Source organism: Phytohabitans flavus (assembly GCF_011764545.1).
In the GTDB taxonomy this organism is placed as follows: domain Bacteria; phylum Actinomycetota; class Actinomycetes; order Mycobacteriales; family Micromonosporaceae; genus Phytohabitans; species Phytohabitans flavus.
The window spans coordinates 1187815-1211687 of the sequence record NZ_AP022870.1 but is presented as its reverse complement, the minus strand read 5'-3'; the positions used below and the strand labels follow the sequence as shown (position 1 = coordinate 1211687).

General features: G+C 70.3%; 23 protein-coding genes and 1 pseudogene. 6 read left to right on the top strand and 18 right to left on the bottom strand.

Translation table 11 applies throughout. The features are described from left to right. Positions 1-20: 20 nt before the first annotated feature. The 4 genes from Pflav_RS05190 to eccD form a co-directional block, all read right to left on the bottom strand. Positions 21-320 carry a WXG100 family type VII secretion target gene (locus Pflav_RS05190; RefSeq protein WP_173034154.1) on the bottom strand — a complete coding sequence of 100 codons (300 nt, stop codon included), beginning with the start codon at positions 318-320 and terminating at the stop codon, positions 21-23. A gap of 64 nt (positions 321-384) precedes the next feature. Further along, positions 385-690: a WXG100 family type VII secretion target gene (locus tag Pflav_RS05185; protein WP_173034152.1), complete on the bottom strand. Its 306-nt coding sequence runs from the start codon at positions 688-690 to the stop codon at positions 385-387. 64 nt (positions 691-754) lie between these two features. Beyond that, positions 755-2149: a type VII secretion protein EccB gene (gene eccB, locus Pflav_RS05180; protein ID WP_173034150.1), complete on the bottom strand. Its 1395-nt coding sequence runs from the start codon at positions 2147-2149 to the stop codon at positions 755-757. A gap of 3 nt (positions 2150-2152) precedes the next feature. Continuing rightward, on the bottom strand, positions 2153-3541 hold the full coding sequence (gene eccD, locus Pflav_RS05175) for a type VII secretion integral membrane protein EccD (RefSeq protein WP_173034148.1): 1389 nt from the start codon (positions 3539-3541) through the stop codon (positions 2153-2155). Between the two features lie 131 nt (positions 3542-3672). Between eccD and eccCa the strand changes: the two are divergent. Then, positions 3673-7678 (top strand): annotated as a pseudogene (eccCa, locus tag Pflav_RS48490) (type VII secretion protein EccCa). Here eccCa and Pflav_RS05160 read toward each other — a convergent pair. Together Pflav_RS05160 and Pflav_RS05155 are read right to left on the bottom strand one after the other, a co-directional pair. Continuing rightward, a complete protein-coding gene (locus tag Pflav_RS05160) occupies positions 7641-8945 on the bottom strand; it encodes a S8 family serine peptidase (RefSeq protein ID WP_173034144.1) in 1305 nt (434 codons plus the stop codon). The pseudogene eccCa and the gene Pflav_RS05160 sit on opposite strands and share 38 nt — an antisense overlap. A 103-nt stretch (positions 8946-9048) precedes the next feature. Next, a complete protein-coding gene (locus Pflav_RS05155; protein WP_232070998.1) occupies positions 9049-10056 on the bottom strand; it encodes a zinc-binding alcohol dehydrogenase family protein in 1008 nt (335 codons plus the stop codon). A 74-nt stretch (positions 10057-10130) separates the two neighbouring features. Here Pflav_RS05155 and Pflav_RS05150 point away from each other — a divergent pair, with 74 nt between their 5' ends. Beyond that, entirely contained in the window at positions 10131-10502 is a 372-nt protein-coding gene (locus Pflav_RS05150; protein ID WP_197937974.1) for a winged helix-turn-helix transcriptional regulator, read from the top strand. 18 nt (positions 10503-10520) lie between these two features. On the opposite strand, the gene Pflav_RS05145 is transcribed toward Pflav_RS05150, so the two are convergent. Continuing rightward, positions 10521-12401 carry an AfsR/SARP family transcriptional regulator gene (locus Pflav_RS05145; RefSeq protein ID WP_173034142.1) on the bottom strand — a complete coding sequence of 627 codons (1881 nt, stop codon included), beginning with the start codon at positions 12399-12401 and terminating at the stop codon, positions 10521-10523. 235 nt (positions 12402-12636) lie between these two features. Here Pflav_RS05145 and Pflav_RS05140 point away from each other — a divergent pair, with 235 nt between their 5' ends. Together Pflav_RS05140 and Pflav_RS05135 are read left to right on the top strand one after the other, a co-directional pair. Further along, on the top strand, positions 12637-13515 hold the full coding sequence (locus tag Pflav_RS05140) for a glycosyltransferase family protein (RefSeq protein WP_173034140.1): 879 nt from the start codon (positions 12637-12639) through the stop codon (positions 13513-13515). Next, complete coding sequence (locus Pflav_RS05135; RefSeq protein WP_332107857.1) at positions 13440-13784, top strand: glycosyltransferase; 345 nt, start codon at positions 13440-13442, stop codon at positions 13782-13784. Before Pflav_RS05140 ends, Pflav_RS05135 begins: the two co-directional genes overlap by 76 nt. Positions 13785-13850: 66 nt before the next feature. Here the strand turns inward: Pflav_RS05135 and Pflav_RS05130 are convergent, their stop codons facing one another. The 6 genes from Pflav_RS05130 to Pflav_RS05105 form a co-directional block, all read right to left on the bottom strand. Then, positions 13851-14609: a GNAT family N-acetyltransferase gene (locus Pflav_RS05130; RefSeq protein ID WP_173034136.1), complete on the bottom strand. Its 759-nt coding sequence runs from the start codon at positions 14607-14609 to the stop codon at positions 13851-13853. Between the two features lie 113 nt (positions 14610-14722). Then, positions 14723-14974: a hypothetical protein gene (locus Pflav_RS05125; protein WP_173034134.1), complete on the bottom strand. Its 252-nt coding sequence runs from the start codon at positions 14972-14974 to the stop codon at positions 14723-14725. Further along, positions 14971-15435 (bottom strand): hypothetical protein, encoded by a 465-nt coding sequence (locus Pflav_RS05120; RefSeq protein WP_173034132.1) that lies wholly within the window; start codon positions 15433-15435, stop codon positions 14971-14973. Before Pflav_RS05120 ends, Pflav_RS05125 begins: the two co-directional genes overlap by 4 nt. Continuing rightward, positions 15435-15980 carry a sigma-70 family RNA polymerase sigma factor gene (locus tag Pflav_RS05115; RefSeq protein WP_173034130.1) on the bottom strand — a complete coding sequence of 182 codons (546 nt, stop codon included), beginning with the start codon at positions 15978-15980 and terminating at the stop codon, positions 15435-15437. The genes Pflav_RS05120 and Pflav_RS05115 overlap by 1 nt, the downstream gene beginning before the upstream one ends. Before the next feature lie 116 nt (positions 15981-16096). After that, a complete protein-coding gene (locus Pflav_RS05110; protein ID WP_173034128.1) occupies positions 16097-17527 on the bottom strand; it encodes a neutral zinc metallopeptidase in 1431 nt (476 codons plus the stop codon). Further along, positions 17518-18585: a hypothetical protein gene (locus Pflav_RS05105; RefSeq protein WP_173034126.1), complete on the bottom strand. Its 1068-nt coding sequence runs from the start codon at positions 18583-18585 to the stop codon at positions 17518-17520. The genes Pflav_RS05110 and Pflav_RS05105 overlap by 10 nt, the downstream gene beginning before the upstream one ends. A 401-nt stretch (positions 18586-18986) precedes the next feature. Here Pflav_RS05105 and Pflav_RS05100 point away from each other — a divergent pair, with 401 nt between their 5' ends. Both Pflav_RS05100 and Pflav_RS05095 read left to right on the top strand, forming a co-directional pair. Then, positions 18987-19553: an RNA polymerase sigma factor gene (locus Pflav_RS05100; RefSeq protein WP_173034124.1), complete on the top strand. Its 567-nt coding sequence runs from the start codon at positions 18987-18989 to the stop codon at positions 19551-19553. Between the two features lie 66 nt (positions 19554-19619). Then, positions 19620-20888, top strand: coding sequence for a glycosyltransferase (locus tag Pflav_RS05095; RefSeq protein WP_173034122.1), 1269 nt, complete (start codon positions 19620-19622; stop codon positions 20886-20888). A gap of 58 nt (positions 20889-20946) precedes the next feature. Here the strand turns inward: Pflav_RS05095 and Pflav_RS05090 are convergent, their stop codons facing one another. The 5 genes from Pflav_RS05090 to Pflav_RS05070 all read right to left on the bottom strand — a co-directional run bounded on the left by Pflav_RS05090 (position 20947) and on the right by Pflav_RS05070 (position 23774). Then, on the bottom strand, positions 20947-21201 hold the full coding sequence (locus Pflav_RS05090; protein WP_173034120.1) for a hypothetical protein: 255 nt from the start codon (positions 21199-21201) through the stop codon (positions 20947-20949). Further along, complete coding sequence (locus Pflav_RS05085; RefSeq protein WP_173034118.1) at positions 21165-21887, bottom strand: peptidase inhibitor family I36 protein; 723 nt, start codon at positions 21885-21887, stop codon at positions 21165-21167. The genes Pflav_RS05090 and Pflav_RS05085 overlap by 37 nt, the downstream gene beginning before the upstream one ends. 152 nt (positions 21888-22039) lie before the next feature. Beyond that, on the bottom strand, positions 22040-22738 hold the full coding sequence (locus tag Pflav_RS05080; protein WP_173034116.1) for an SDR family oxidoreductase: 699 nt from the start codon (positions 22736-22738) through the stop codon (positions 22040-22042). A gap of 32 nt (positions 22739-22770) precedes the next feature. Then, the gene (locus Pflav_RS05075) at positions 22771-23109 is read right to left on the bottom strand and encodes a class I SAM-dependent methyltransferase (RefSeq protein ID WP_232070997.1); all 339 of its coding nucleotides are present in this window, start codon (positions 23107-23109) and stop codon (positions 22771-22773) included. After that, complete coding sequence (locus Pflav_RS05070) at positions 23082-23774, bottom strand: class I SAM-dependent methyltransferase (protein WP_173034113.1); 693 nt, start codon at positions 23772-23774, stop codon at positions 23082-23084. The genes Pflav_RS05075 and Pflav_RS05070 overlap by 28 nt, the downstream gene beginning before the upstream one ends. Positions 23775-23873: the final 99 nt, after the last annotated feature.

Sequence of the window (23873 nt, the reverse complement as noted above, 5' to 3'; positions counted from 1 at the left end):
GGTTGGGCTACGGGCGTAGTTCAGACCTGGCCGCCGAACAGGCCGACACCGCGGTTCTGGGCAAGCTGGTAGTTGGCGAGGATGTTTTCCAGCCTCATTTGGGCGCTGGCCAGCCCGTGCTCCATCTTTTCGAGGCCCTCGTTCCACTTCTGCTGCTCGGCCGTGTACGCGTCGACGGCGTCGGACTGGTTCGCCTGGCGGAAGGTGAGGACCGCGCCGTTGAGCTTCCCCAGGGACTCTCGCAGTTCCCTCTGGATTACGTTGAGCTCGGTCCCGGCGTCGAGCATGCCGTTGGGCCGGTAGGAGTAGGTGGCAGACATTGTGAGCTCCTAATCAGTCGTAATTGGATATCGGTCGTAATTGGTTGGGGTGGTTGTCGGATTCCTAGGTCCAGGTCGCCGAGATGCCGAGAGCCTCCAGCATGTTGTTGTCCTCGGTGGCGGCGGATTCCTTGGCGAACTCCGCCATCTTGGTGGACAGCGTGTTCAGCGCGGTCATGACCTGGTTCAAGCCCTCCAGCCACTCGCCGAGGCCCTTGCGGTACTCGGCCGCGGCGTTACCGCTCCAGGTACGGGTGAGCTCGTCGGTGGTGTTCATGACGGCGCGTTGGGCGTTCTGCGCGTCGCTGTAGGCCTCCGCGAAGGCGGTCAGCAGATTCTGTGTAGTTGGTGCATCGGAGCTGATGGTCATGAGTTCCTCCATTCGGGACCACCGCCGTGCGGCGGCGGTACGGGCTGGTGCGGTGGACGAGAGGTCAACCCGCGGCCTGTGCCGGGTCGAGGGTGGCGCCGGTCGGCAGGAGCCGCAGGAGCGCCGGGGGCACGGTCACCACGTCGTCCGTCGGGTAACCGAGAGACTTGGCGACGTCCGGGGACGTCAACGGAAACCGGAGGCCGGCGTCGGTGAGCAGGAAGAGTGTCGTGCCCGGTGCCTGGCCTTCCCGGCCGGCTCGCACGATGCCACCGGTGTTCGGCTGGATCAGCACGGCCGCGGCCGCGGAGCCGCCGGCCGCGCCGGCGGTCGCCAATGGCACACCGGCGGGTGCCGGGTCGGCGACCACCGACACACCTTCGCCTGGTGTCCAACGCACGCACCAGGCGCGTTCGCCACCCGTGCCGGCGACCGCCGGCGGTACCGGCGGCAGGCTCCGCGGCAGTCCGGGCTCGTCGGAGACGGGCAGTTGGGCAAGCGCCGCGGGGCTCAGCTCGCGCGGCGCCACGGGACCTCCGCCGTACGCCTGCTCGGTGCGCGGGTCGCCGGACACCACGCCGAACTCGGTCGCGGTGAGCTCGCTGAGCCCGTCCCGGCGCAGCAGGTAGTAGCGTTCGGCGGTGCCCGGCAGGCGGGTGCGGAACAGCTCGCCGATCCGGCTTGGTGCGCCGTCGATGTCCGGGCCCGCGGCGCCGCGGCCGGGGACGTCGATCGGGCGCAGGTCCGGACCTGCCGGCAGCAGGTCTATCCACTGTGGTTGGACAGTGACCGCCCGGTCCTGGTAGCCGAGCACCCTCGGCAGCCACTCCTCGGTGAGGCGATGCCGTGTCCCGCGCCAGACCAGGTATCCGCCGCGAGCGTCGTCACCGGCCGCGCGGACCACCAGCGCCCGGTCGTCTGGCACGGACTGGCCGCCACTGTCCCGCCCGACCGCCAGTACGGTGGCCAGCGCGAGCGTACCGGCGCTGTCCCGCTGGGAAATCGCGCACGTGGTCCAGTCGGCGCCACCCAGGCCACCGGCCGAAGGCAGGGCATCGGGTGCCTCCGGGATCCCGACGGGTTGCCCCTTCGGCGTACCGGCCAAGGACTTGCGGGACACCGAGACGAGCTTCGGCGGCTTGCCGAACAGCAGCGCCGCCGACGTGTAGTTGCGGACCGGCAGTAACTGGTTCTTGGCAAAGACGTACTGGGCTCCGGTCTCCCGCTCAAGGATCAAAACGCCGGGCTGGCGCCAGGCTTTGGAGCCGCCGGGCACGAGGAATCCGTACACACCGAAGCCGGCGACGACGAGTGCGGCCACAAGTAGTCCGGCGAGGATGCCGGCGGCGACCCTCCGATGTGGATGCTCCAGCGCTTCGGGATCGGCGGCCACGAGGGCCGCGGTGAGCCGACCCAACACATAGGACTGGGCCTGGACCTGGTCACGGCGGGACTGCACGGCTCATCCCCCCAACGACCGCACGTAGCCGTACAGGCCGAGCACGGCGCAGAGGATCGGCAGCACGGCCACCGCCGCGACGGTGAGCGTGATGTCGCCGACCCTGCCCCAGATCGGCATCAGCCGGCGCTCGGGCAGTATCCGGGTGGCGAACGAGAGCCCGAACACCACGACGACGACCGCGACAAGCAGCACCGGCCGCAACGCGTCCGGCGTCGCGCGGGCACCGGCCACGCTCGCGGCGCACAGCCCCGCGGCCGCCGGGACCAGGTGGGTAAGGCGGTGCCAGCCGCTGGTCATGGGCCGGGCGGCGAGCAGCCGCACAAGACCCAGCAGCGAAGCTAGGACCGGCGCCGCCCAACCCGTGTCGAGTCCGACGATGACGAGCGCCACCAGCGCCGGAAGCGCCAGTCCGGAGTACAACGCGGTCATCAGACGGTCGACATTGGCTGCGCCGGAGAGTAAGGGCCCACTCGGCACAGGTTCGATGTCCTCCTGCAGGTGTTCCGGCTCGGTGGGCAGTGGGCTCAGCCGCAGGCCAGCGAGGCGGAAGGCGTTCATCGGCACGAGGACCACCGTGGCTGTCGCCACCGTGGCGACGATCCCGGCCGATCCCACCGGCGGCAGGTCGAGGTATGCCGTCAGCGCGCCGCCCAGCACCGCGAGGAGGCCGGCGACCGCCAGCGGCGCGAACAGCAGTCGCGCCGCGCCGAGCAGGTAGCACGCCACGGCGGCGACCGCGGTGAAGGCGGCAGCACCGGCGAACACCGTCGGGCCGGCGACCGCGGGCACTCCCTCGCCCCCGGCAACCACCGCGGCGGCACACGCGCCGTACAACATGCCGGCGGCGGCCAGCAGGGCGCTCAGCACCCGCTCACTTGTGGCATACGCCACCGCGAAACCGCCGAGGAGTCCGGCGATCGCCATCGCGCCGCCAGCCAAGGCCCGGCCGAGCTGTGGTCCGGGCAACGCGACCACGACAAGCCCCAGCGCGAGGACCACCGCGGCGGAGATGAGCAGTGCCCATCGCGTCATCTCTGGCCGCCAGCGGCTCGCGCGCTCTGATACACCTGTACCGACGCCGTCGATCAGGTCGTCGAAGTCGACCGCGGGCAGCTGCTCCGATCGGGGTCGCAAGTGGACGGTCTCGCCGTCGCGCAGGCCCAGTGACGCGGCGCTGCCGTCCTCGTCCAATGGCGATTCGCCGAGGCGTTGCAACACCCAGCCGCCGTGGGTCAGGCCTTCGTCGGCGAGCGCGGCGCCCAGGTGGTTGAGCAAGGTGGGCAGCAGGTCGGCGATCGCGACATGGGACGGTACGGCTACCTCCACCTGCCGCTCCGGTCCTACCACGACCAGGCGGCACGCCTCACCCACGGTTCCAGCTGCGGTCACGCCCCTAGCAACGAGCCCCGTGAGGTTTGGTTCAACGCGATGGACTTTTTTGCCGGCGGTTGAGCCGAGCGCCCGGAACGGCCGTTGTAGGGCTGGGCGGAAATGGGCCGCTACGGACAGGAAGGCAGAACATGGCAACGGTCTTGTTCCGGCGGCCGGCTCGGCGGGCCGGTCCGGAGGCACCTGGCGGAGAGCTTTCGTTGCAGGAACCGCCGGAGCTGCCTGACGTATCGGGCGGCAACGGCTTCCGCTCCGCGATGATGATCCTGCCCATGGCGCTGATGTCGGGCGTGATGATGCTGCTGTTCGTCGGCCCGTCGCGCGGAGGACCGGTCATGTGGCTGATGTCCGGCCTCATCGGGGTCGCGATGATCGGCATGCTGGTGGGCACCGTGTTGACCAGCAGCGGCGACCGGAAACGGAAAATCGGTGCGGAGCGCCGGGACTATCTGCGCTATCTGGCGCAGCACCGCAAGCGGGTCCGGCGCTCGGTGTACCAGCAGCGGGAGGCGAGCCTGTGGCGCCAGCCCGATCCCGCCTCGCTGTGGTCGCTGGCGATGACGCCGCGGCGGTGGGAGCGCCGCGCCAGCCATCCGGACTTTCTGGAGCTGCGGGCCGGCACCGGGTCGCAGCGGCTGGCGATGCGCATCACACCGTTGCAGACCAAGCCGATCGAGGATCTGGAGCCGCTGTCGGCCAAGTCACTGCGGCGCTTCATCCGCGCGTACAGCACGGTCAGCGACCAGCCGATCGCGCTGTATCTGCCCGGCTTCTCGGAGGTCCGGGTGGCCGGCGACATCGATCGAGTACGGTCGCTGGCGCGCGCGTTGGTGGCCCAACTGGTGAGCCTGCACGCGCCGGAGGAGGTGTGGCTGGCCTTCTGCGTGGCCGGTGACGGCGTGGCGGCTTGGGACTGGGCGAAGTGGCTGCCGCACACCCAGCACCAGACCGAATACGACGCCGCCGGCGCCGCGCGGCTCGCCGCGGGCGGAATGGACGAGCTCGAGGCGCTGCTGGGCGAGGAGTTCATCGAGCGGCCCCGGTTCGAGCCGGGCAGCACCGCTAGCCGCGAGGAGCCGTACGTCGTGTTCATCCTGGACGGTGGCCGGATCCCGAACGGCCATCGCGCCACGAACGGCGGGTACCGCAACACAGTCCTGATCGATCTGGACAACCCGCAGATGGCGCCGGCCCGGGGAGTGCTCTGCCTGGAGGTGAGCGACGAAGACGGGCTGGTGATGGTCAGCCAGGACCGGGTCGGCGCGGAGACCCGCACCCGGCTCGCCTCCCCGGACGGGCTGAGCGCGGTCCGGGCCGCCGCGCTCGCCCGCGTGCTTTCGCCGTACCGCCTCGGCGTGGCCACGGAACCCACGCGCGAGGCGCTGGAGTCGGACTTCGACCTCGGCACGCTGCTGCAGATCCCCGACCTGGCCGCCTTGGACCTGGCGGCGCAGTGGGCGCCGCGTCCCACCCCGCAGCGGTTGCGGGTGCCGGTCGGGGTGGACCGCGACGGGGCGCCGGTCGAGCTGGATATCAAGGAGTCCGCGCTGGGCGGCAACGGGCCGCACGGCATCCTGATCGGCGCCACCGGCTCGGGCAAGAGTGAGCTGCTGCGCACCATGGTGCTCGCCCTGGCCGTGACCCACTCCTCCGAGACGTTGAACTTCGTCCTCGTCGACTTCAAGGGTGGCGCCACCTTCCTCGGCCTGGACCAGCTGCCGCACACCTCGGCCGTGATCACCAACCTGGCCGACGAGGCGGCCCTGGTCGGCCGGATGCGCGACGCGCTCCACGGCGAGCTGGTACGCCGGCAGGAGCTGCTGCGCGCGGTAGGCGGCTACGCCTCGCTCCTGGAGTACGAAAAGGCCCGCGCACAGGGCGCCCCGCTCGACCCGCTGCCCACCCTTTTCGTGATCGTGGACGAGTTCAGCGAGCTGCTCGCCGCGCACCGCGATTTCATCGAACTGTTTGTGATGATCGGCCGGCTGGGCCGGTCGCTCGGCGTACACCTGCTGCTGGCCAGCCAGCGCATCGAGGACGGACGGATCGGGCAGCTGGAGTCGCACCTGTCGTACCGGATCGGCCTGCGGACCTTCTCAGCCATGGAGTCCCGCTCGGTGATCGGTGTGCCGCACGCGTACGAGCTGCCTCCAGCCCCTGGCAACGGCTACCTGCGGATGGACGTGTCGACGCTGGTCCGGTTCAAGGCGGCCTATGTCTCGGGCCCTACCGGACCCGTACCGCCCGGGTGGGCCAGGAAGTGGTGCAGCGCCAGGTGGTCCCGTACCTGCTGGACCAGGTGCCGCTGCGTGCCCCGGAGGAGCCGCTGGAGGCCGAGCCGGCCGCGCCGCCGGAGCAGGAGGAGACCGCCGAGGAGAACGTGCCGTCCGTGCTCAACGTGGTCGTGGAACAGCTGACCGGGCAGGGACCCCCGCCCACCAGGTCTGGCTGCCGCCACTGGGCATCTCGCCCACCCTCGACCAGCTGCTGCCGACACTCGAGCCCCATCCGGAACGCGGCCTGTACGCCGGCGGGTGGCCGGGAGTGGGTCGGCTCGTGGTGCCGGTGGGCTTCGTCGACAAGCCGTTCGAGCAGGCGCGCGACCTGATGACCGTCGACCTGGCCGGGGTCGGCGGGCACCTCGGGGTGGCCGGCGGCCCGCGGAGCGGCAAAAGCACGCTGCTGCGGACCGTGATCAGCGCGCTTGCACTGACCCACAGCCCGCAGGAGGTGCAGTTCTACTGCCTCGACTTCGGTGGTGGAGCCCTCGCCTCGATCGCCGAGCTGCCGCATGTGGGAAGCGTCGCGGGCCGGCTCGACGCCGACCGGGTGAACCGGACGGTCGCCGAGGTGACCGGGCTGATCGCTGCGCGGGAGCGGGACTTCGGCGCCCAGGGCATCGACAGCATGGCCACGTACCGGCGCCAGCGGGCGGCCGGCACGGTCGACGACCCGTACGGCGACGTCTTCCTCGTCGTCGACGGATGGTTCACGCTGCGGCAGGAGTTCGAGCTCGCCGAGGCGGCGATCCGCCAGATCACCGCGCGTGGCCTCAACTTCGGGGTGCACCTGCTGCTGACCGCCTCGCGCTGGTCGGAGGTGCACCACCAGATGCGGGACCAGGTCGGCACCCGGCTGGAGCTACGGCTCGGTGACCCGGTGGACTCGGCCATCGACCTGCGGGTCGCGGCGACCGTCCCGCAGCTGCCCGGGCGCGGCCTCACACCGGAGAAGCTGCACTTCCTCGCCGCGCTGCCGCGGGTCGACAGCGACAGCGATCCGGAGTCCGTTTCCGACGGCGCGCGCGACCTCGCCGCGACGGTCGCCGACTACTGGACCGGGCCGCCCGCCCCGCCGGTACGCGTACTGCCCAGCGTGCTCGACCCGGCCGAGCTGCCGCCACCGGAGGGGGACACCCGCATCGCGCTCGGCCTGGACGAGGAGCGGATGGCGCCGGTGTGGCACAACTTCGGCGAGCTGCCACACCTGACCGTGCTCGGCGACACGCAGAGCGGCAAGACCAACCTGCTGCGCCATCTGGCGCTGTCGGTGACGCAGCGGTACACGCCGGCCGAGGCCCGGATCCTCATCGTGGACTTCCGGCGCGCGCTGTTCGACTCGGTGCCGCAGGAGTACCGGCTGGGGTACTCGGTCTCAGCGGACGCGACGAAGGCGACGGTGGCCGACGCGGTCGCCGGCCTCAAGCCGCGGATGCCGGGCTCGGATGTGACGCCGGAGCAGCTGCGCCGCCGTGACTGGTGGAAGGGTCCCCGGCTGTTCGTCCTCGTCGACGACTACGACCTGCTCGCCGGGATGGACAGCCCGCTGCAGCCGCTGCTCCCGTTCCTGCCGCAGGGCGCGGACATCGGCTTCCACCTGGTGCTGACCCGGGGTGCGGCGAACGTGATGCGGATGTCGATGGATCCACTGATCCGCCGGCTGCAGGAGACGAACAGCCCGGATGTCGCACTGTCCTGCCCGCCCTCGGAGGGGCCGCTGCTGGGCGGTACGAAGGCGCGGAACCTGCCGCCCGGCCGCGCGCAGCTGTGCACGCGGCGCGGCAGCCGGCTGATCCAGACCGCCTGGCGGGAGCCGGCCGCTACGGCTGTCGGGTCCGGCGCCGGCGGCCGTGGATGACAGTGGCGATCAGCGCGAAGGCTGCCGCGGTAGCGACCGCGGCAGCCGCGGCCACGAGGCCGGCGACCCGGCGGGCCGGGTCGCCAGGGACCGGGGAGGGCAGCACGAGCGGCGCCTGCCGGCCGTCGCCGGCCGCGGCGGGGGGCATGGAGACGGCGGTCAGCGCGGCGTAGGCGTCGACGATTCCAGGCGCGCCCGTGGCCAGCGGGAGGCCCTCCGCGGGCGCGAGGCCGGAACCACCCTCCGCCGGCGCGAGTACGGGGCCGCCTTCTGCCGGCGCGAGGCCAGAACCACCATCCGCGGGCGCGAGGTCTGGCTTGGCCGTGCCGGCGGCGGCCGGGGACGCGGGCTCGGCGGTGGCGATCAACCTGCGCCGCACCTCTTCCTGGCTCAGTTCCGGACGGTACGCCCGCAGCAGGGCCGCGGTTCCGGCCACATAGGAGGCGGCGACGGCGGGACCGCCGACCGCGTAGTGGCCAGGCCCTGAGGGGCTGGGGCCCACCGCGCCGGTCACCGGGGCGAGCAGATCCACCCCCGCGTCCGGACCGCCCGCGTCCGCCTTGCCGGCCGCGTTCACCGCACCGACCGCGAGCGCCTGCGGGTACGCGGCCGGGTACCAGGTCGGCGGTTCCCCGTTGCGGGGCTGGGGGGCGACCGCGGCGACCAGCAGGGCGTCGGCGTCGATCGCCTCGGCCACGGCATCGCGCAGGTCGGCGCCGTCGGTCGGGACGCCGCCGCCGACAACGATCACGTCCGCGTCCGCGTCGACCGCGGCGCGGATGCCGGCCACGATCGCCTGCCTGGACATGTTTCCCTTGCCGTCCACGACGCGGATGGGCAGCACGGTGGCCTCGGGCGCCATGCCGACCGGGCTGGCGCCGGTCTGCGGCCGGGCGGCGATGATGCCGGCCAGCGCGGTGCCTCGGCCCCGGCAGTCGCCGTTCGCCGGCTGTCCCGTGACGGCGTCCAACCCGGGGCGTAGGGCGTCTCGGAGCGCGGGCGGCCTGCCCGCGCCGGTGTCCAGGAGCGCGACGAGCACACCCCGGCCGCGCGAGAGCGGCCAGAGCTGCTCCGGCTCCATCCGCGCCTGTGCCCAGAAGGGCTCCTGCTCGACCTGTGGTGACGGGCCGACACACTTGTCGGACGCGCTGGGCAGGTCCGGCGCCCGGGCGGCCGCCGAGGCCGGTGCGCCGCCGGCCGCGGTGAGGCACGCCACGGCCGCCGCGACGGCCAGCCGGCCGCCCCTCGTCGCGGATGGGGTCGTCATCTGGTTGCCTCCTCGGCACCGCCACCGGGTTCCCGGACCACAACGGCAGGGCGCGGGGGCCGGTTCAACCGACCCCCGCGCCCGTACCCCCGGAACCGTCGACCTACCAGCCGGCGACGACGATCTTGCCGATGGTGGTGAAGCCCTCCACGCGTGCGTGCGCGTCGCGCAGCGTCGCGGCGTTGATCGGGCCGAGCTGGGTGGTGAGCGTGGTGCGCAGCCGGCCCTCGTCCACGAGGCGGGCGGCCTGCTCGAGCAGCTCGTGCTGGGCCGGGTCAGTCGGCGCGAACACCGGGCGGGTGAACATCCACTCCCAGTGCCAGCTGATGCTCTTGTCCTTCAGCGGCAGCAGCTCCAGCCCTTCCGGCTCGTCGATCGCGACGACGTGGCCGCCCGGGCGCACGATCGTGGCGAGGTCGTTGATGACGTGCTCCGAGAACGGGCTCAGTACGTAGTCGACGCCCTCGGGTGCGACCTCGAAGACGGACTCGACGAGGTTGTGGTGGTTGGCGATGTGGTGGGCGCCGAGGTCGGTGGCCCACTTCGCGGACTCGGGGCGGGAGGCGGTCGCCACCACGGTGAGGTCGGTAAGTGCGCGGGCCAGCTGGATCAGGGACGACCCGACGCCGCCGGCGCCGCCGAGCACGAGCAGCGTGCCACCAGCACGCTTGCGGGACTCCAGTGGGTACTTCTCCAGGGTCTCCCAGGCGGTGATGGTGGCCAGCGGAAGGGCGGCCGCCTCGGCGAAGCTCAGGCTGGCCGGCTTGTGCCCCACCACGTGCTCGTCCACGGCGTGAAACTGGGCGTTGGTGCCCTGGCGGCGGACCGAGCCGGCGTACCAGACCTCGTCACCGACGGTGAACCTGGTCACCTTCTCCCCTACGGCTGTGACGACGCCGGCCGCGTCGTACCCGATAATCTTGATCTTTCCGCCCGGGTTGTTGCCGAGCCGGACCTTGGTGTCGGCCGGATTGATCGAGACGGCCTCGACCTGCACCAGCAGGTCGTGCGGGCCGATCGCGGGGATCGGCACCTCGACGTCGACGAGGCTTTCAGGGTCGCTGATCGGGAGGCTCTTGCGGTATCCCACCGCGCGCATGGCATCGCTCATGCCCGCAAGCTATCCCTTGGTGGGTAGTAACCCGCAAGGGCTCATAGTTCCCGAAGGGAAGTACTATGGCGCGCATGCGAATTCCGATCGAGGAGTGCGGGCCCCGGGACGTCTACGCCGCCGCCTGCCCCTGCCGCGACATGCTCGACCTACTCGCCAACAAGTGGAGTGCGCTGGCCCTGGGCGCGCTCGAGGAGGGCCCGCAGCGGTTCGGCGCCATCCGAGCCCGGCTGCAGGGCATCAGTCCCAAGGTGCTCACCCACACATTGCGCCGGTTGGAGGAGCACGGCCTGGTAGATCGCACCATCTACCCTGCCGTGCCCCTGCACGTGGAGTACTCGCTGACCCCGCTCGGCCGCGACGCCTGCGCGCCGCTCGCCGCCCTGCGTCTGTGGGTGGAGGACAACATCGACCGGTTTCCGCATCCGGTGGCGGTTACGGTCTGAACGGGCGCGACCCGCGCCTCACCAGACTCCGGCGGGGGCCGCCTCCGGCTGGGCGACACGCCCGCTGACGGCTCCCACCAGCTGGGGCACCGCGCCGCGCCCCCGCTTGCGGCCCTGCTCGTGGTCGGCGATACCGAACCGGCACCGCACGTATGAGCGCACCAGATCCGGATAGCGGTAGCGGCCGGGCCGGCCCCGGCGCAGCAGGTGCAGGTCCGCCAATATCTCCAGGAGCCGGTCCGCCTCGTCCTCGGTCAGACCGAGCACCGAAGCCGCCAGGGGGACCGACAGATCGATCCCCTCCACGCCGGCCAGCAGCCGGAAGGCCCGCGCGACCGCCTGCGGCAGCCGCTCGTAGCTGCGGTCCAGCGGTCGGACCGCAGCCGCACAGTCCGGCATCCGCAGGTCGATGTTGGGCACCCGGCTGCTAAGGCCGATCCCCGCCCGGCCGAGGTCCCAGTCCGGGCGCGCGGCCACGCGCGAGGCGAGGACCCGCAGCGGCAGCGGCAGGTACGAGCAGGCCGCTGCGATGTCGTCCACCGCCTGCGGGTCGTGCCGGTCGAGTGCCGGTCCGACGATCGCGCGTAGGAACCGCAACGCCTCCCCTGGCGCCAGGCCTTCGAGGGTGAACCAGCGGGCCCCGGCCACCTCCGGCAGCCGGCGCTGGGCGGTGACCACGACCAGCGATCCGGTGTCCAGCATGAGGCAGTTGGCCTGTTCGCCGTCCTGGATGTCGTCCAGGACGAGCAGCAGCCTGCGGCCGACGATCGAGCTGCGCCACATCGCCGCCCGTTGACACGTCCCGTCCGGGATGAGGTGGGCCGGTGTGCCGATGCTCTGGAGCAGAAACTGGAGCGCCTCACCTGTCTCCACGGGCCGGCCGTCCGCATCGGTCAGGCTGATGAAGAGCTGGCCATCCGGAAAACGCTCGCGCAGAGCGTGCCCGAACTGGGTCGCGAGCGCGGTCTTCCCCACCCCGGCGAGACCGGTGATCCCAATCACCCGCGGCCCGTCCGGTGCGGAGGCGGCCAGGGTCAGCTCCTTGATGATCTCCTCGCGGCCGGTGAAGTCCGGCACGGCCGCAGGCAGTTGAGACGGCACCATCCCGACAACCGGCGCGCTTGCCTGGGACGCGGCCTCGCCGGCCAGCCTCGGATCAGCCCCCAGGATCTGCCGATGTATCTCCTGCAGGCCAGGGCCGGGGTCCAGGCCCAGCTCCGTGGCGAGCAGCTCGCGCGTCTTCTGATAGACCGCCAAGGCGTCGGCCTGCCTCCCGGAGCGGTACAGCGCGAGCATGAGCAGCTCTCTCGGCCGCTCCCGCAACGGGCTCTCGTTGACCAGGGTGGAGAGCCCGACGACCGCGCGGACGTACTCCCCCAGCTCGACATCGGCCGCCAGGCGGTCCTCAAGCACGCCCAGCCGGTGCTGGGCCAGTGCGGCCCGCTGCCCGTCCAGGAAGCGTCCGCCCACTCCCATCAACGGCGGTCCGGTCCACTGGTCGAGCGCTTCCTGCAAGCAGGCGGCGGTCAGCTCGAGCTCGCCCGCTCGACGGGCGGCTTCGGCGCGGGCCAGCGCGGCCCGGAACACCCGCAGGTCCACCGCGTCGGCGGGAACCCGCAGCGTGTAGCCGCCGCCGACCGAGGCGATGGTCGTGTCGCCCGGTCCGAGGATGCGGCGCAGCCGGTAGATGTACGTGCGGACGATACTGATCGCGGCCCGGGGCGGCTGGTCGCCCCACACGCCGTCGATCAGCTCGTCCAGGGAGACCTGCCCATCCTCCCTGAGCAGCAGAATCGCCAGAACGGCACGCTGCTGTGGCGAGCCGAGGTCGATCTCGACGCCGTCCCGCCAGGCTCGGACCGGCCCTAATACCGCGAACCGGATACCTGATGCCACCATTTTTTTCCCCTCTCACCGCACACGCGGCGGCCCCCTTCGTCGTAAACCGTGACAGACGGGAGTGGAAATCGACTTACCGTCGACGTCACCACCACACCGGGACCACCAACGCCCTGCTCACGTCCATCGGCTGTATATGGCGACCGGGCAACCTTCCTGTTGTTGATCACGGAGGAAGGTGCCGGAGGATGCGCATCGCGCTGCTCGGAGTCGGTGGCCGGGGGACGTCCAGCCAATGGCAGCGCTCGGTGCCGAACTGGCCGTCCGGGGGCACACCGTCACCCTTGTCGCGCCGGTCGACCTTGTCGACTTCGGGGTGGCGCTCGGGCTGCGGACCGTGCCGATCGGTATCAAGGCCGAGGCGCTTGTCGACCCAGCGAAGCACCAAAACTCGCGCCCGACAATCGAATACCGGCTCAGCGTAGCCAATCAACTACAATCGGCGCTGGTGCGGGGAACGCGCAACCCAGACCTGATCGTGACCAGTCAGCTCGGTGAGGCGGAGGCCGCATACCTCGCCGAAGTCCGCGCCGTCCCGCTGATCCTTCTACGGCGTTCACCGGGACGCGGAATCCGCCGCTTTCCCTCGTTGCGCCGCCGGTACTGCCCCAACACCGCGCTCGACCCGTTTCGCGGCGCGACCCTGCCGCGGTCGTCCCGACTGTCCCGGTCGGGCAGGCTGGAGCTACGGGCGTACAGCCGACACCTCGCGCCCGACCACGCCGGCCGAGCCCCGTCCCGCCCACCCATCGGCTCCATCTCGCTCTCCCGCGAACAGCGCCGGCTCCTCGGCGAGGACCTGCCGGGTGCTCTGCGGGACTGGCTCGGTGCCGGGGTCGCACCGGTTTACTTCGGGCTCGACGGCATGCCGGTACGGGACGTGCCGGCGATGCTCGCCACAGTCGAGGCGGCAACCCGCAGGCTGGGGGTACGCGCCGTGGTGGGGACGCGAAGCAGCCGCTTCGACGTGGACACGGCCGGCCTCGACCCGTCACTCGTGCGGGTGGTCCGGCGCGTCGACCACGATCAGTTACTCCCCTGTGCCTGGCCGCCGTCCATCACGGCGGCGCGGGTACGACCGCTGCGTCGATCCGGGCCGGTCTTTCTACGGTGATCTGTGCGAGCCGGCCGGACCAGGTGTTCTGGGGACACCAACTGGAGCGGCTACGCGCCGGCCGCACGCTGCCGTTCGCGGCGGTCACCACGCGGAGGCTCGTGGCCACCGTGGGCGCGGTGCTGGCGGACCGGTCACGAGAACGCGCCCGTGAGCTTGCCGGACGCCTGCACCAGGAACATGCGGTGGTCGCCGCCGCCAACCTGGTCGAGGCCGTCCGCCGGGAGCGCCCCGGGACCGCGGACCCGCTGGCCCTGGATCACCCCTAGCGGCCCTGCCTACCGCGGGCTGATCGCGGCTGTCAGGGCGCGGGCGGCACCGGACCGCGCAGCGCGCTACAGACCGAAGATCTGGTAGGTGGCCACGGTCTCGAAGCCCATCCGCCGGTACACCTCGGCCCCGGCCTCGCTCGCCTGAAGCGTCGCCACCCGCAGGCCGCGCAGCCGGGCCAGGTCGAGGGCGGCCGCCGTCGTGGCCGCGGCGATGCCCCGCCGGCGGTACTCCTCGCGGGTGGTGACGACGTAGACGCCGGCGACGCCGGCCCGGTCCAGGAGGGCGGCGGTGCCGACCACCTTGCCATCCAGCAGGGCGGCGAATCGGACCAGCTCACCCGGGCCGTCCGGCCGGTCCTGCTCCATGAGCAGGTCCACCTCGAGCTGGTCCGGGGTGACACCCATCGACGGGGCGTACGACTCCACCCACTCGCGCAGGCTGTAGACGCCCGGCACCTCCACGATCGAGAGGTCCGGCGGCGACGGCAGCTCCGTCACCCGGTCGAGCGCGACCGCCATGACGGGGATCGCGCCCACCTGCACCCCGCCCGCAGCGGCGAGATCGTCGCCGAGCTCGGGGTAGCTGTCCGGTCCAACCCACCACATCCGCGGCAGTCCGTCGAGCCGCTTCACCTCAGTCAGGGCCGCCTCCAACGCCCCCTCCCGGACGCGCAGCACGCCGTTGAGCTGAGGGTGCCGCACATCGCTCCGGTAGAGCGTCACGTCGCCGTCCAACCGGCCCGCCCGGCCGTAGCCGAGCCAGTAGTCCCGGTTGTTCGCCAGCTGCGGTTCGACGTCGTACACAGAATCAACTACGATCATTTGTGCCTCATCCATTTCTTTGGTTTCCGCGCCGCGCAGAACGGTCCGCCGGCACGGCACAACCACGGTATGCCGCCCGCATCTATGCCCGATCTACGGCGGATCGACAGGCCCTAGGCCGGCACGCTGGCGAGTAGAACGCCCTCGGTGTTCTCGACCTGGATCGCCGCGATGTCCTCCGGCGCGACAAGCGCGGTCGCCTGGACCGTGACCGCGTCGTCCCGGGGCGCCGCCGGCGACACCACCCAGCCGCCGGCCAGGATCCGCTCACCGGTCACGGTCCTGACCAGCAGGCGGCAGCGCTCTCCGGGGAGCAGGCCGGAGACCGTCGCAGAGATTCGCACCCAGCCGTCAGACGGTGTCACGGTAGCCACGATCCGGGCGGACCCGAGCGGCGCGCCTTGCGAGCTCCGGATCCCGTCGGGGCGGTCGACGCGGGCGGGAGCGCGGCCTCGCGCGGCCCGTCGCCAGCCGCCTGTCCCACGATAGCTCCGGCGGAGGTCAAGGCGACCAGAGCCGCGGCTACCCCGGCGACCCGTGCCATCCGCTGCCGCCCGTGCATACCTGTCGCTTCGGTACGCACGCGGCGCAGGACCCGCTGCCGCAGCAGTTCCCCGTCCTCGGGCGGCCCGTCCAGCAGGATCTCCGGCGGCAGTTCCCGCAGCGCCCGCACGACGGAAAGCGACTCCGCAAGCTCTTCGCGGCACGGGGCACACCCGGTCAGATGCTCCCGTGACCGGTTCTCTTCCGCCGGGTCGAGTCCGGTGTCGTCGAGCAGCAATGCGTAGTCCACATGGGACACTTCCTCAGGCTCGATGACGTTCATCAAGCAACCTGTCCTTCGCCGGCGAGGTTGGGGTACATCTGGCGCAGCGCGCGGATGGCGTAGTAGGCGCGGGACTTGACGGTGCCGGGCGGGATACCCAGTGCCTTCGCCGCCTGCACGACCGTGCTCCCGCGCAGATACATCTGCTCCAGCACCTGCCGATGCTCGTCGGAAAGCCGGCTCAGGCCGTCGGCCACCACCATCGAGTCGACCACCGAGTCCGCGTGGTCCTCCTCGAGTGGGATGACGTCCGGCGAGACATTCACCTCGACTGGGCGAATCTTTCGAGCCCTGGCCATGTCCCGCACTATGTTGCGAATCACCGTGAACAGCCATCCGCGCACCGAGACGTTCTCGCCGGAAAGGAGGTCGGCGTGCCGCCACGCCCGCACCAACGCCTCCTGCACGACGTCCTCCGCCTGGCTCCGGTCCCGGGTCAGGTGAGTGGCGTACGCCAGCATCGCCCGCCCGTGATGTTCGTACAGGGAGCGGACGAGCAACTCACCTGCCGCTTCCTGCCGACGCCGCGAAGTGGACTGCCTCATCGAAAACCACCTTCTGCGCTCACCTGATGCCGGACGAGGGACCGGCCCGGTCGAGCAAAGCAACGCGGCATCGATAGCTGGTCGCCGTTGGTAGAGCGCCCCGATATACACGCCGTTCACGCGAACATCTCCCGGCATGCGCTCGTGGAGCCGACGTTGAAGCCCTCCCGGAACGCGGCTACGCGGGCGAACCCCGACGGCACGCTCTGCCCGGTGACGTCGGCGGCTATCAGGCTCTGCGGCAGGAGCATCTCGGCGATCGCCTCGTCCAGGTCGCCCGGGGACAGCAGCAACGCCTCCTCCCGCTCGGGCTGGATACTGGCCGCCCAGACGCCGGTCAGGCACGCGGTGCGCTGCGCCGCCGCCATCCCGGTCAGTTCGTCACCATCCGCGTTCTGGTGCCACAGCGCGTACCGGGACGCCACCTCGGCGAAGGCCGCGAAGTCGCCGATACCCTCGCCCTGGCCGCTAGCCGCCGGTGTGCCGATCCGCACCAGGTCGTCGATGTCGACCCGGACCGCGTTCTCCTCCCGGCAGTACGCGGCCGGGCTCGTGCGGGGCGTGTCATCCGCGCAGCCGGACTCCTCGGTGTCCATGCTCGGCCGGGTCGTACCGGCGCGCACGAACGTGTTGTCGAGGCTGCGCCGGAGGTCGGCCAGGGCGTCGCGGTCGTCGACCCGCAGGTTTCCCGCGCCCAGGCCCTGGTCCTCTTCGCGGTCGCTGGTGCGCTGGGTGATCCGCTGCTCGATCTCCGCCGGATCGATCTGCGCGCATCGATCCGGGCCCTCGCCGAAGCCGAGCTGGAAAGCCGATACGCGGTCGAAAGCGCTGCCGTGGGCGCCCTGATCCTCGAAGCTCGATCCGGCCGAGTCGCGGATGAAGAACAGCGTCTGCAGGACCTGGTTGAGCCCTGGTCCGGTCGACACCTGGAAGTGCGCGGCCCGGCCCTCCGCCATCCAGCGGAAGAAGCTGCCCGTATTGCAGTCGGCCTGCTGCTCCTTGACGATTGAAGGCGTGTTGTCGTCGAGGTTGGCCGCTGGCCCGAGCCGCGTCTGCACGGCGTGTCCCACCTCATGGGCGAGCACGGTCACGACGGCCATCGAGCCGAAGGAGTCGTTGAGGAGGGGCAGCAACTGCCCGCGGTCCCAGGCCACCGTGTCGTCCGCGGAGCAGTAGAGGGCGTTGACAAGGTCCCGTGTGCTGACACCGCACACCGCCAGCTCGTCCTTTGTGGAGTCGTACGACAGCAGCCGGCGGATGGGTTCGAACTCGGTACCGAACGACTCCGGCAGCTGCGCGCGCCAGTAGTCCTGCACGTCCGCCACGGCGTTGGCGGCCAGCCTGTCGATCTCACTGTCGCTCTTGTTCTGGACCCTGATGTCGGCGTCGGGGACGCCTGGCTTGGGCCCACTCTCGCCATCGGTCACGGCGAGGCCGGCGACCGTGGTCGCGGTCCAGCTCCCGTTCGGAAACGTCCACACTGGATCGACGCTCGAACAGCCGGCCAGTAGCGCGACCGACAGCGCCACCGCCACTCCTACACGCATGTTCTACCTTCCGGGAACGGGCCTGGGGTAATGGAATCCGTACGCCCGGTAGCCGGCCCACCACAGTGGACCGGCACCATGGCGCGCCGCCTAGCTGACGACCCGGGCGGACCGGATCCGCTTGTCGAAGTCGACCTCCGACAGGTCCGCGACGTCGTCGGTGAACACGCGCAGCTCGCCCTTGCAGTCCTCCCGGTCCACGTACGGACCGTTCCTGTCACCGTCAGCGAGGAGACCTCGATGGGCAGGGTGCGGCAGCCGTCCTGGGGCACGACGGTGGTGCTCGACCCCTCGGTACGTGCGCCGAAATCGACGTCCTCGAAGAAGGCGGCCCGCAGGTCCTCACCCGGCGGGGCCGGCTCGGGGGCGGCGCTCTGCGCCGGCTGCGTCGGCTCCGGCTGCTGGCCGCCGCCCTTGGCGATCGACTTGCCGCCGTCCGGCCGCACGGCGAACCAGGTGCCGCCGACGCCCTGGCCCATGACGTCGCCGAACTTGGCGTCCTTGTTGAAGGTGTAGACCGGCCACCTGCCAATGGTCAGCTGGTAGAGCTGGCGACCCTGCGCGTCCTTCTCGTTCCCGCGCGGGATCGCACCGAGGTTCGAACGCTTCACGCCAGCCCGGTGAATCCTGGTGTCCTCGGTGACCAGCACCGGCGGCCACGTCACCGCGCACGCGTCGAAGCAGGTCGACTTGGGGTTCGCGCCCGCCGTGTCGTTGTCGAACCGGTACAGCGTCAGCCCCGCGCCGTTGACGACGATCGGGTTGAGGCCGCCGGCGCGCGCCTTCCGGACCGCCACCCACTCCAGTGCCGCCCCGTGGTCGCTGTCGGCAACCTTGCCGTTACGGCGGGGTGTCCAGTCTCCGGTGCCCTGCTTGGCCCGATTCGACACCGGGGTGCCGGAGACCAGCTTCAGTAGCGGCTGGACCTCACTGGCTCCGCCGCTCGGTGCCGGACGGCTGGCTGCCGTGTCCTCGTCGCTCGAGCCGGCGCAACCCGCCGCCAGCATCGCGCCGGCCGCCATCGTCGCGACGAGCGTGAACATGCGCCTGCGTAACATCTTCTAACTCTCCACAGTGTCCTCGGTCCGGCGTCTCCGGCCCGTACGACCTCCAGACGAGCCGATCCCGGGGGTGGTTCAACCGATCTGAAAGGAGAGCCTCGTTTGGCCCGGGGCAGAGTTGGCAACGCATAAAGGACGGCAGATGAGACACCCGAAAGGGGGGCTGACGCGTGTCTCATCTGCCGCTACGCCGGCCCAGGTCGGGGGGGGAATCATGAGCCGGCGAAAGTCACCGGCGGTCGAGAGAGGCAGTCACCTCGCGCCAGCGACGGGCAGTGCCCACAAGCTGCCCACTGTGGAACATAGCCAAGTGTCATCTACATCGCGTCTACGCCCGATGGACGATACTCACGCTTGTCTCAGGCGGCCGCGGAAGGGAGTCCCGGGAGGCGAGTTCTATGCACGTGCTGGAGAGGGATCTGGTGTACGCGGCGCAGGCCGGCGACGTCGCGTCGCTTGGCGCGCTGATCGAAAGACACCGGGCAAGCATGATGGCCACGGCGCTCAGCGTTCTGCGGGATCCCGAGGACGCCAAGGACGCGGTGCAGGACGCGACCGTCATCGCTCTCCGGCGGATCGGGGACGTGCGCGATCCGGATGCGATCGGCGCGTGGCTACGCACCGTCGTCCGCAACATCTGCTGGCCTCGCTTGCGAGCGCGGCATGCGGCTCCCCTGGGTTGGTTTGACGAGGCGGAGCTGCCGTCACGAGAGCCGTCACCGGAGGAGCTTCTCGAGAAGGAAGCCACGCGGGAGTGGCTTTGGCGCGCGTTGGCAGACCTGTCCGAGCCCCTGCGACTCGTGACGCTGCTGCGGTACTTCAGCGGCGTTTCGTCCTACGAGCAGATCGCGACGCCGTGCGGCATCCCGGTGGGGACCGTCCGGAGCCGGCTCAATCAGGCCAAAAGCGCGGCGCGGGCGACTGCGCCGCGCCTTTGCCGTGCCAGCCCCTTCCACTGCTCGTAGACCAGGCATCTATGTCATCCGGTCACGATCGCCTAGGAGGCCAGGGAGGCTGTCGAAGGAGAGATCGTGCGCATCGCGTTCTATGCCGCGGGCACTCGCGGCGACGTGCAACCCGCGGCCGTCTTGGCCGCCGAACTTCGGATGCGTGGGCATGACGTCACGCTCGCCACCCCCGTCGATCTGGTCGAGCTGGGCACCAAGCTGGGTGTACGGACCGCTCCCCTCAGTGTCGACATGAGGAGCATCTTCCAGTCGCCGCAGGGACAACAGCTCATGGCCTCGGGCAGCGGCACCGCGTTCCTGAAGCACCTGGCCAGCATCCGCAGCGAGGCCGCACCGACCGTGCAGATGGAGATGATCTCACTCGCTCAGGGCGCGGATCTGCTGATCGCGGGCAAGCACAGCGAAGACGACGCGGCCTGCATCGCGGAGGCCCTCGACGTTCCGATCGTCACCCTGCACCACGCACCGTTGCGCGCCAATCCCGCGTACCCCGCGGTGCTGGCGACGACCCGCCAGCTCCCCGGCTGGCTTCGCGCGGCCAGCCACTGGTACGTCGAGCGGGCCACCTGGAAGTCGATGAGCCGCGACGTCGCACGGCTGCGTTCGCTGCTGAATCTGCCGCCGGTGTTCGAGCCCACCTCGGTACGGCTGGCGCGCGTCAACGCTACGGAGATCCAGGCGTACAGCCGGTACCTGACACCTGAGCTGACCGGCTGGGACCTGCGGCGTCCCATCTCTGGGTTCATCCAGCCGTCCGAGGCTCAACGCAGGGCCCTCGGTGATGCGACCACCGATCCCGGCCTCGATCAGTGGCTGGACGCGGGCGATCCGCCGATCTACTTCGGCTTCGGCAGCATGCCGGTGCTCGACCCCGACGCGATGCTCCAGATGATCGCCAACGTCAGCCGGAAGCTCAACGCGCGGGCGCTGGTCAGTGCTGGCTGGACCGAACTCGCGGGCACACCCGACCCGGACGGTCCGATCCGGGTCACGCCGGCGGTCGACCACGCCGCGGTGTTGCCACGATGCGGCGTTGCCGTCCACCACGGCGGCGCCGGTACCACCGCCGCGTCGGTCGGAGCCGGACTGCCGACCGTTGTCGCCGCGGTCTTCTTCGACCAGCCTTTCTGGGCGAGCCGGTTGGAGCGCATGGGAGCGGGACGCGCGCTGCGGTTCGCCCGCCTGACCGAGACGTCGCTGCTGCACGCGATCAGCGCGCTGATGGCGGAGGAGCCTCGGCGCCGGGCGGCCTCGCTCGCCGCCGCCATGCGAATGGAGGAGGGCGCCTCGTACGCCGCCGATGCCGTCGAGAAGGCCCGATTCCAGGCCTGACCGCGAACAGGCCCGTGCTGGGCCGTCGCACGGCGACCCAGCACGGTGAGATGCGCGGCTACTGGCAGAAGATCGCGGAGATGCTGTTGTTGATGGGTCGCCCTTCCAGCTTCACCAGGTCCTTGGCCTGAATCGCTATGTCCGTGGCGTCGAAATTCCACGGCGTGCCGGCCGGCGTCCTCGTATTGCTTCCGCTCGTCCCGCTCTTGGACTGAACTCTCGCGGAAAGGAAGCACTGACGGTTGGTGCCGTTGATGACCGAGGTGATGCGGTCGTTTACAGGTGTCCCGCCAGGAAACACCAGCTGGGACACGTCCAGGATCTCGAACGGGCTATTGATCGACTCATGGAATACGTGTGCCTCCCACCGAACTCGTTGGTCTCGTATACGCAGAGCTTGTTGTCGGGGCACTTGAAGTCAGGGTCAAGCGGGGTTTTCCGATCGATGATCCGATTGTCCTTGTCCACGATCGGCTCGCTGTCGCAGAACACCGAGGAGAACAGCTTGTCAAGGCGGGACCTGGACAGGTCGCCCACGAACGCACCAGGCGAGACTACGGTTAGTCCGACCGCCTCCCACGGGGTGCCGGTTTGTGTTACCAGGTCGGCCTTGCTCGTGTCGCCGGTCTGCGCGTTCACAGTGAAGGCGCAGTACATCTCGGTCTTGTTGACGACAGAGACGATCGCATCGTTGACCAGGTCGCCAGAATCAAAGGTAAAAAGATCGACCTGCCTCGCACTGAACGGGACGTCGACCAGCTCGTCATCAGGACCATCGCTGTTCACCACCACCTTCCCTCCCCCAAAGTCCTTCGCCGAGAAGGCGCATAGCTGTCCAGCAAAGCATCGAAAGTCGGCAAGCTCCTTCAGCTCACTGCCAGAATTCAGCGCAAACGCTGGCGGCGCGGCACCGGCAGATTGATTCGGCGCTGCCGACTGCGATGGCGACGGGTCCGAACTGCACGCCGCGAGAGCACTGACAGCGAGCAGACCAGCCATCAGGATTCTTATCCCAGATAGCTTGAACGCAGTTCGCAACATGTTTCCCTTTCCTGGGTTCCGCGTGGGTATGGGTCCCACGCCCTCCAGACGTCCACGCCGCGCAAGCGGTTCACGTCCGGAGACCCGAGGCAATTCGCCGCGGCCCTTGTTCAGGCGGCCGGGAGCGAGGCGAGCTTGCCCTTCATCTCGCGGGTGAAGTCGTCGAGCAGGATTTCGCTCCTGCCTGCCTCGAGACCGTCCAACGTCTGCCCGGCGAACACCTCCACGGGCAGCTTCGGCATCGTGTTCAAGCCGTCGGTCATGTCGGTGTCCACGAGGGCAGAGTGCACACCCATGACATGCGTGCCCTGGCCGGCGAGTTCGTCGCGAGTCGAGTTCGTCAACGACCAGGCGGCCGCCTTCGACGCGCTGTACGAACCCCACGGAGCGAAGTTGACGAACGAGAGCACGGATAGGAGATTGACAATCGCGCCGCCTCCGTTACGCCCGAGCACCGGCGCGAAAGCCCGCGTCATGAGCAAGGTTCCGAAGAAGTTTGTCGCCATCTCGTCACGCGCGTCCTGGATCGAGTCGGCCGCCAGCAGCGGACCGCGGCGGAAGATACCCGCGTTGTTGACGAGGATCGTCGTGTCACCACAGGCGCGCGCGGCGGCCTCGACTTTGTCCGGATCGGTGACGTCGAGTGGTACGGCGATCACGCCTGGATCCTCGATGCTTTTCGGATCCCGTGCCCCGCCGTAGACCTTGGCGGCGCCGCGTGCGACGAACTCGCGGGCCAGCGCCCGCCCGATACCCCGGTTGGCTCCGCTGACGAAGACGACGGCGTCGCGCAGCGTAACAGTACCCATTCGTCTTTCCCTACTCTCGATTTCGAAAACAACTACTCCGCTGGCCGGCGCAGGACCGCGAAGCGGCCGAAGCTGGTGGCGGCCTGACGAGCCAGCTCGAAGCCGGCGGACTCGGCCTCCACCGCGAGTTGCTCGGCGCTCAGCGCGAACGGCACGCCCAAGCCCTGGTAGACAAGCCGCCGCAGGGTGAACGCGGGCAGGTCGGCGGCTTCGGGCTCACGCTCGAGTTCCTGCACGACGAGCAGCCCGCCCGGCTTGAGGGCGCGCCGGATCACGTGCAGCGTCGCCACCCGCGCGGGTTCGCGAAAGAACGGCTGGGCCCAGAAGGCCGCGTCGAACGCGTTCACCTCGTCGAGGTCTCGCGCGTCCATGCATCGCACTTCCACACGCCGAGCGCCATGGCGCGACACGTTGCCTCTCCGGCGATCGCGGGCACGATCTCGACGGCCACCGCCCGCATCTCCGGAAACATCGTCGCCATGGTGAGTGTCGCCCCGGCGATGCCGCAGCCGACGTCCAGATACCGTCCGGCGCGGGCCTTCTCCCTCAGCTCGGGCAGCTCAGCGAGGATCTTTTCGTACGTCGCCACGGTGACCCGGGTGGTCCGCCCGCCCGCCACGCAGGCGATGGTCAACGCCTCTGCCTCGGTGAGCGACACCTCTTCGCGCATGACGGCCGCACTACGGACGAGCTGGGACATGGCGATGGACTGGTCGAGCACGTCCCGCAGGCCGACCCAGGCATCGTCCGCGGACAGCGCCTCGAAAGGCGGGCTCAGCCGTACCTTCCCGTCGTGCCACTCGGCTATGCCATGCGCATCGAGGACGGCCACCAGATCACGCACCCGGTTGAGTGGGAGACCCGAGAAGTCCGCCAGCGCGTCGAGGTCGCGCGGCTCGGCGAGGAGACGGGTCCAGCCCCGCTCGTCCAGCGCGACCAACAGCGTCAGGGCCTGCGCGCTGGCCGACCAGGCCGAGATGTATCGCCGCGCGCGGACCGCCAGCGCGAGTCGTTCCAGGGGTCCGGTCGTGTCCACCAGCACTCGCCTTCCGTTCAAGGGTCAGGCAAGCCAACACCGCCGGGATACGTATCCGATCGGCGACTGATGGACAACGCTCTCCGCGACGGCCTGATC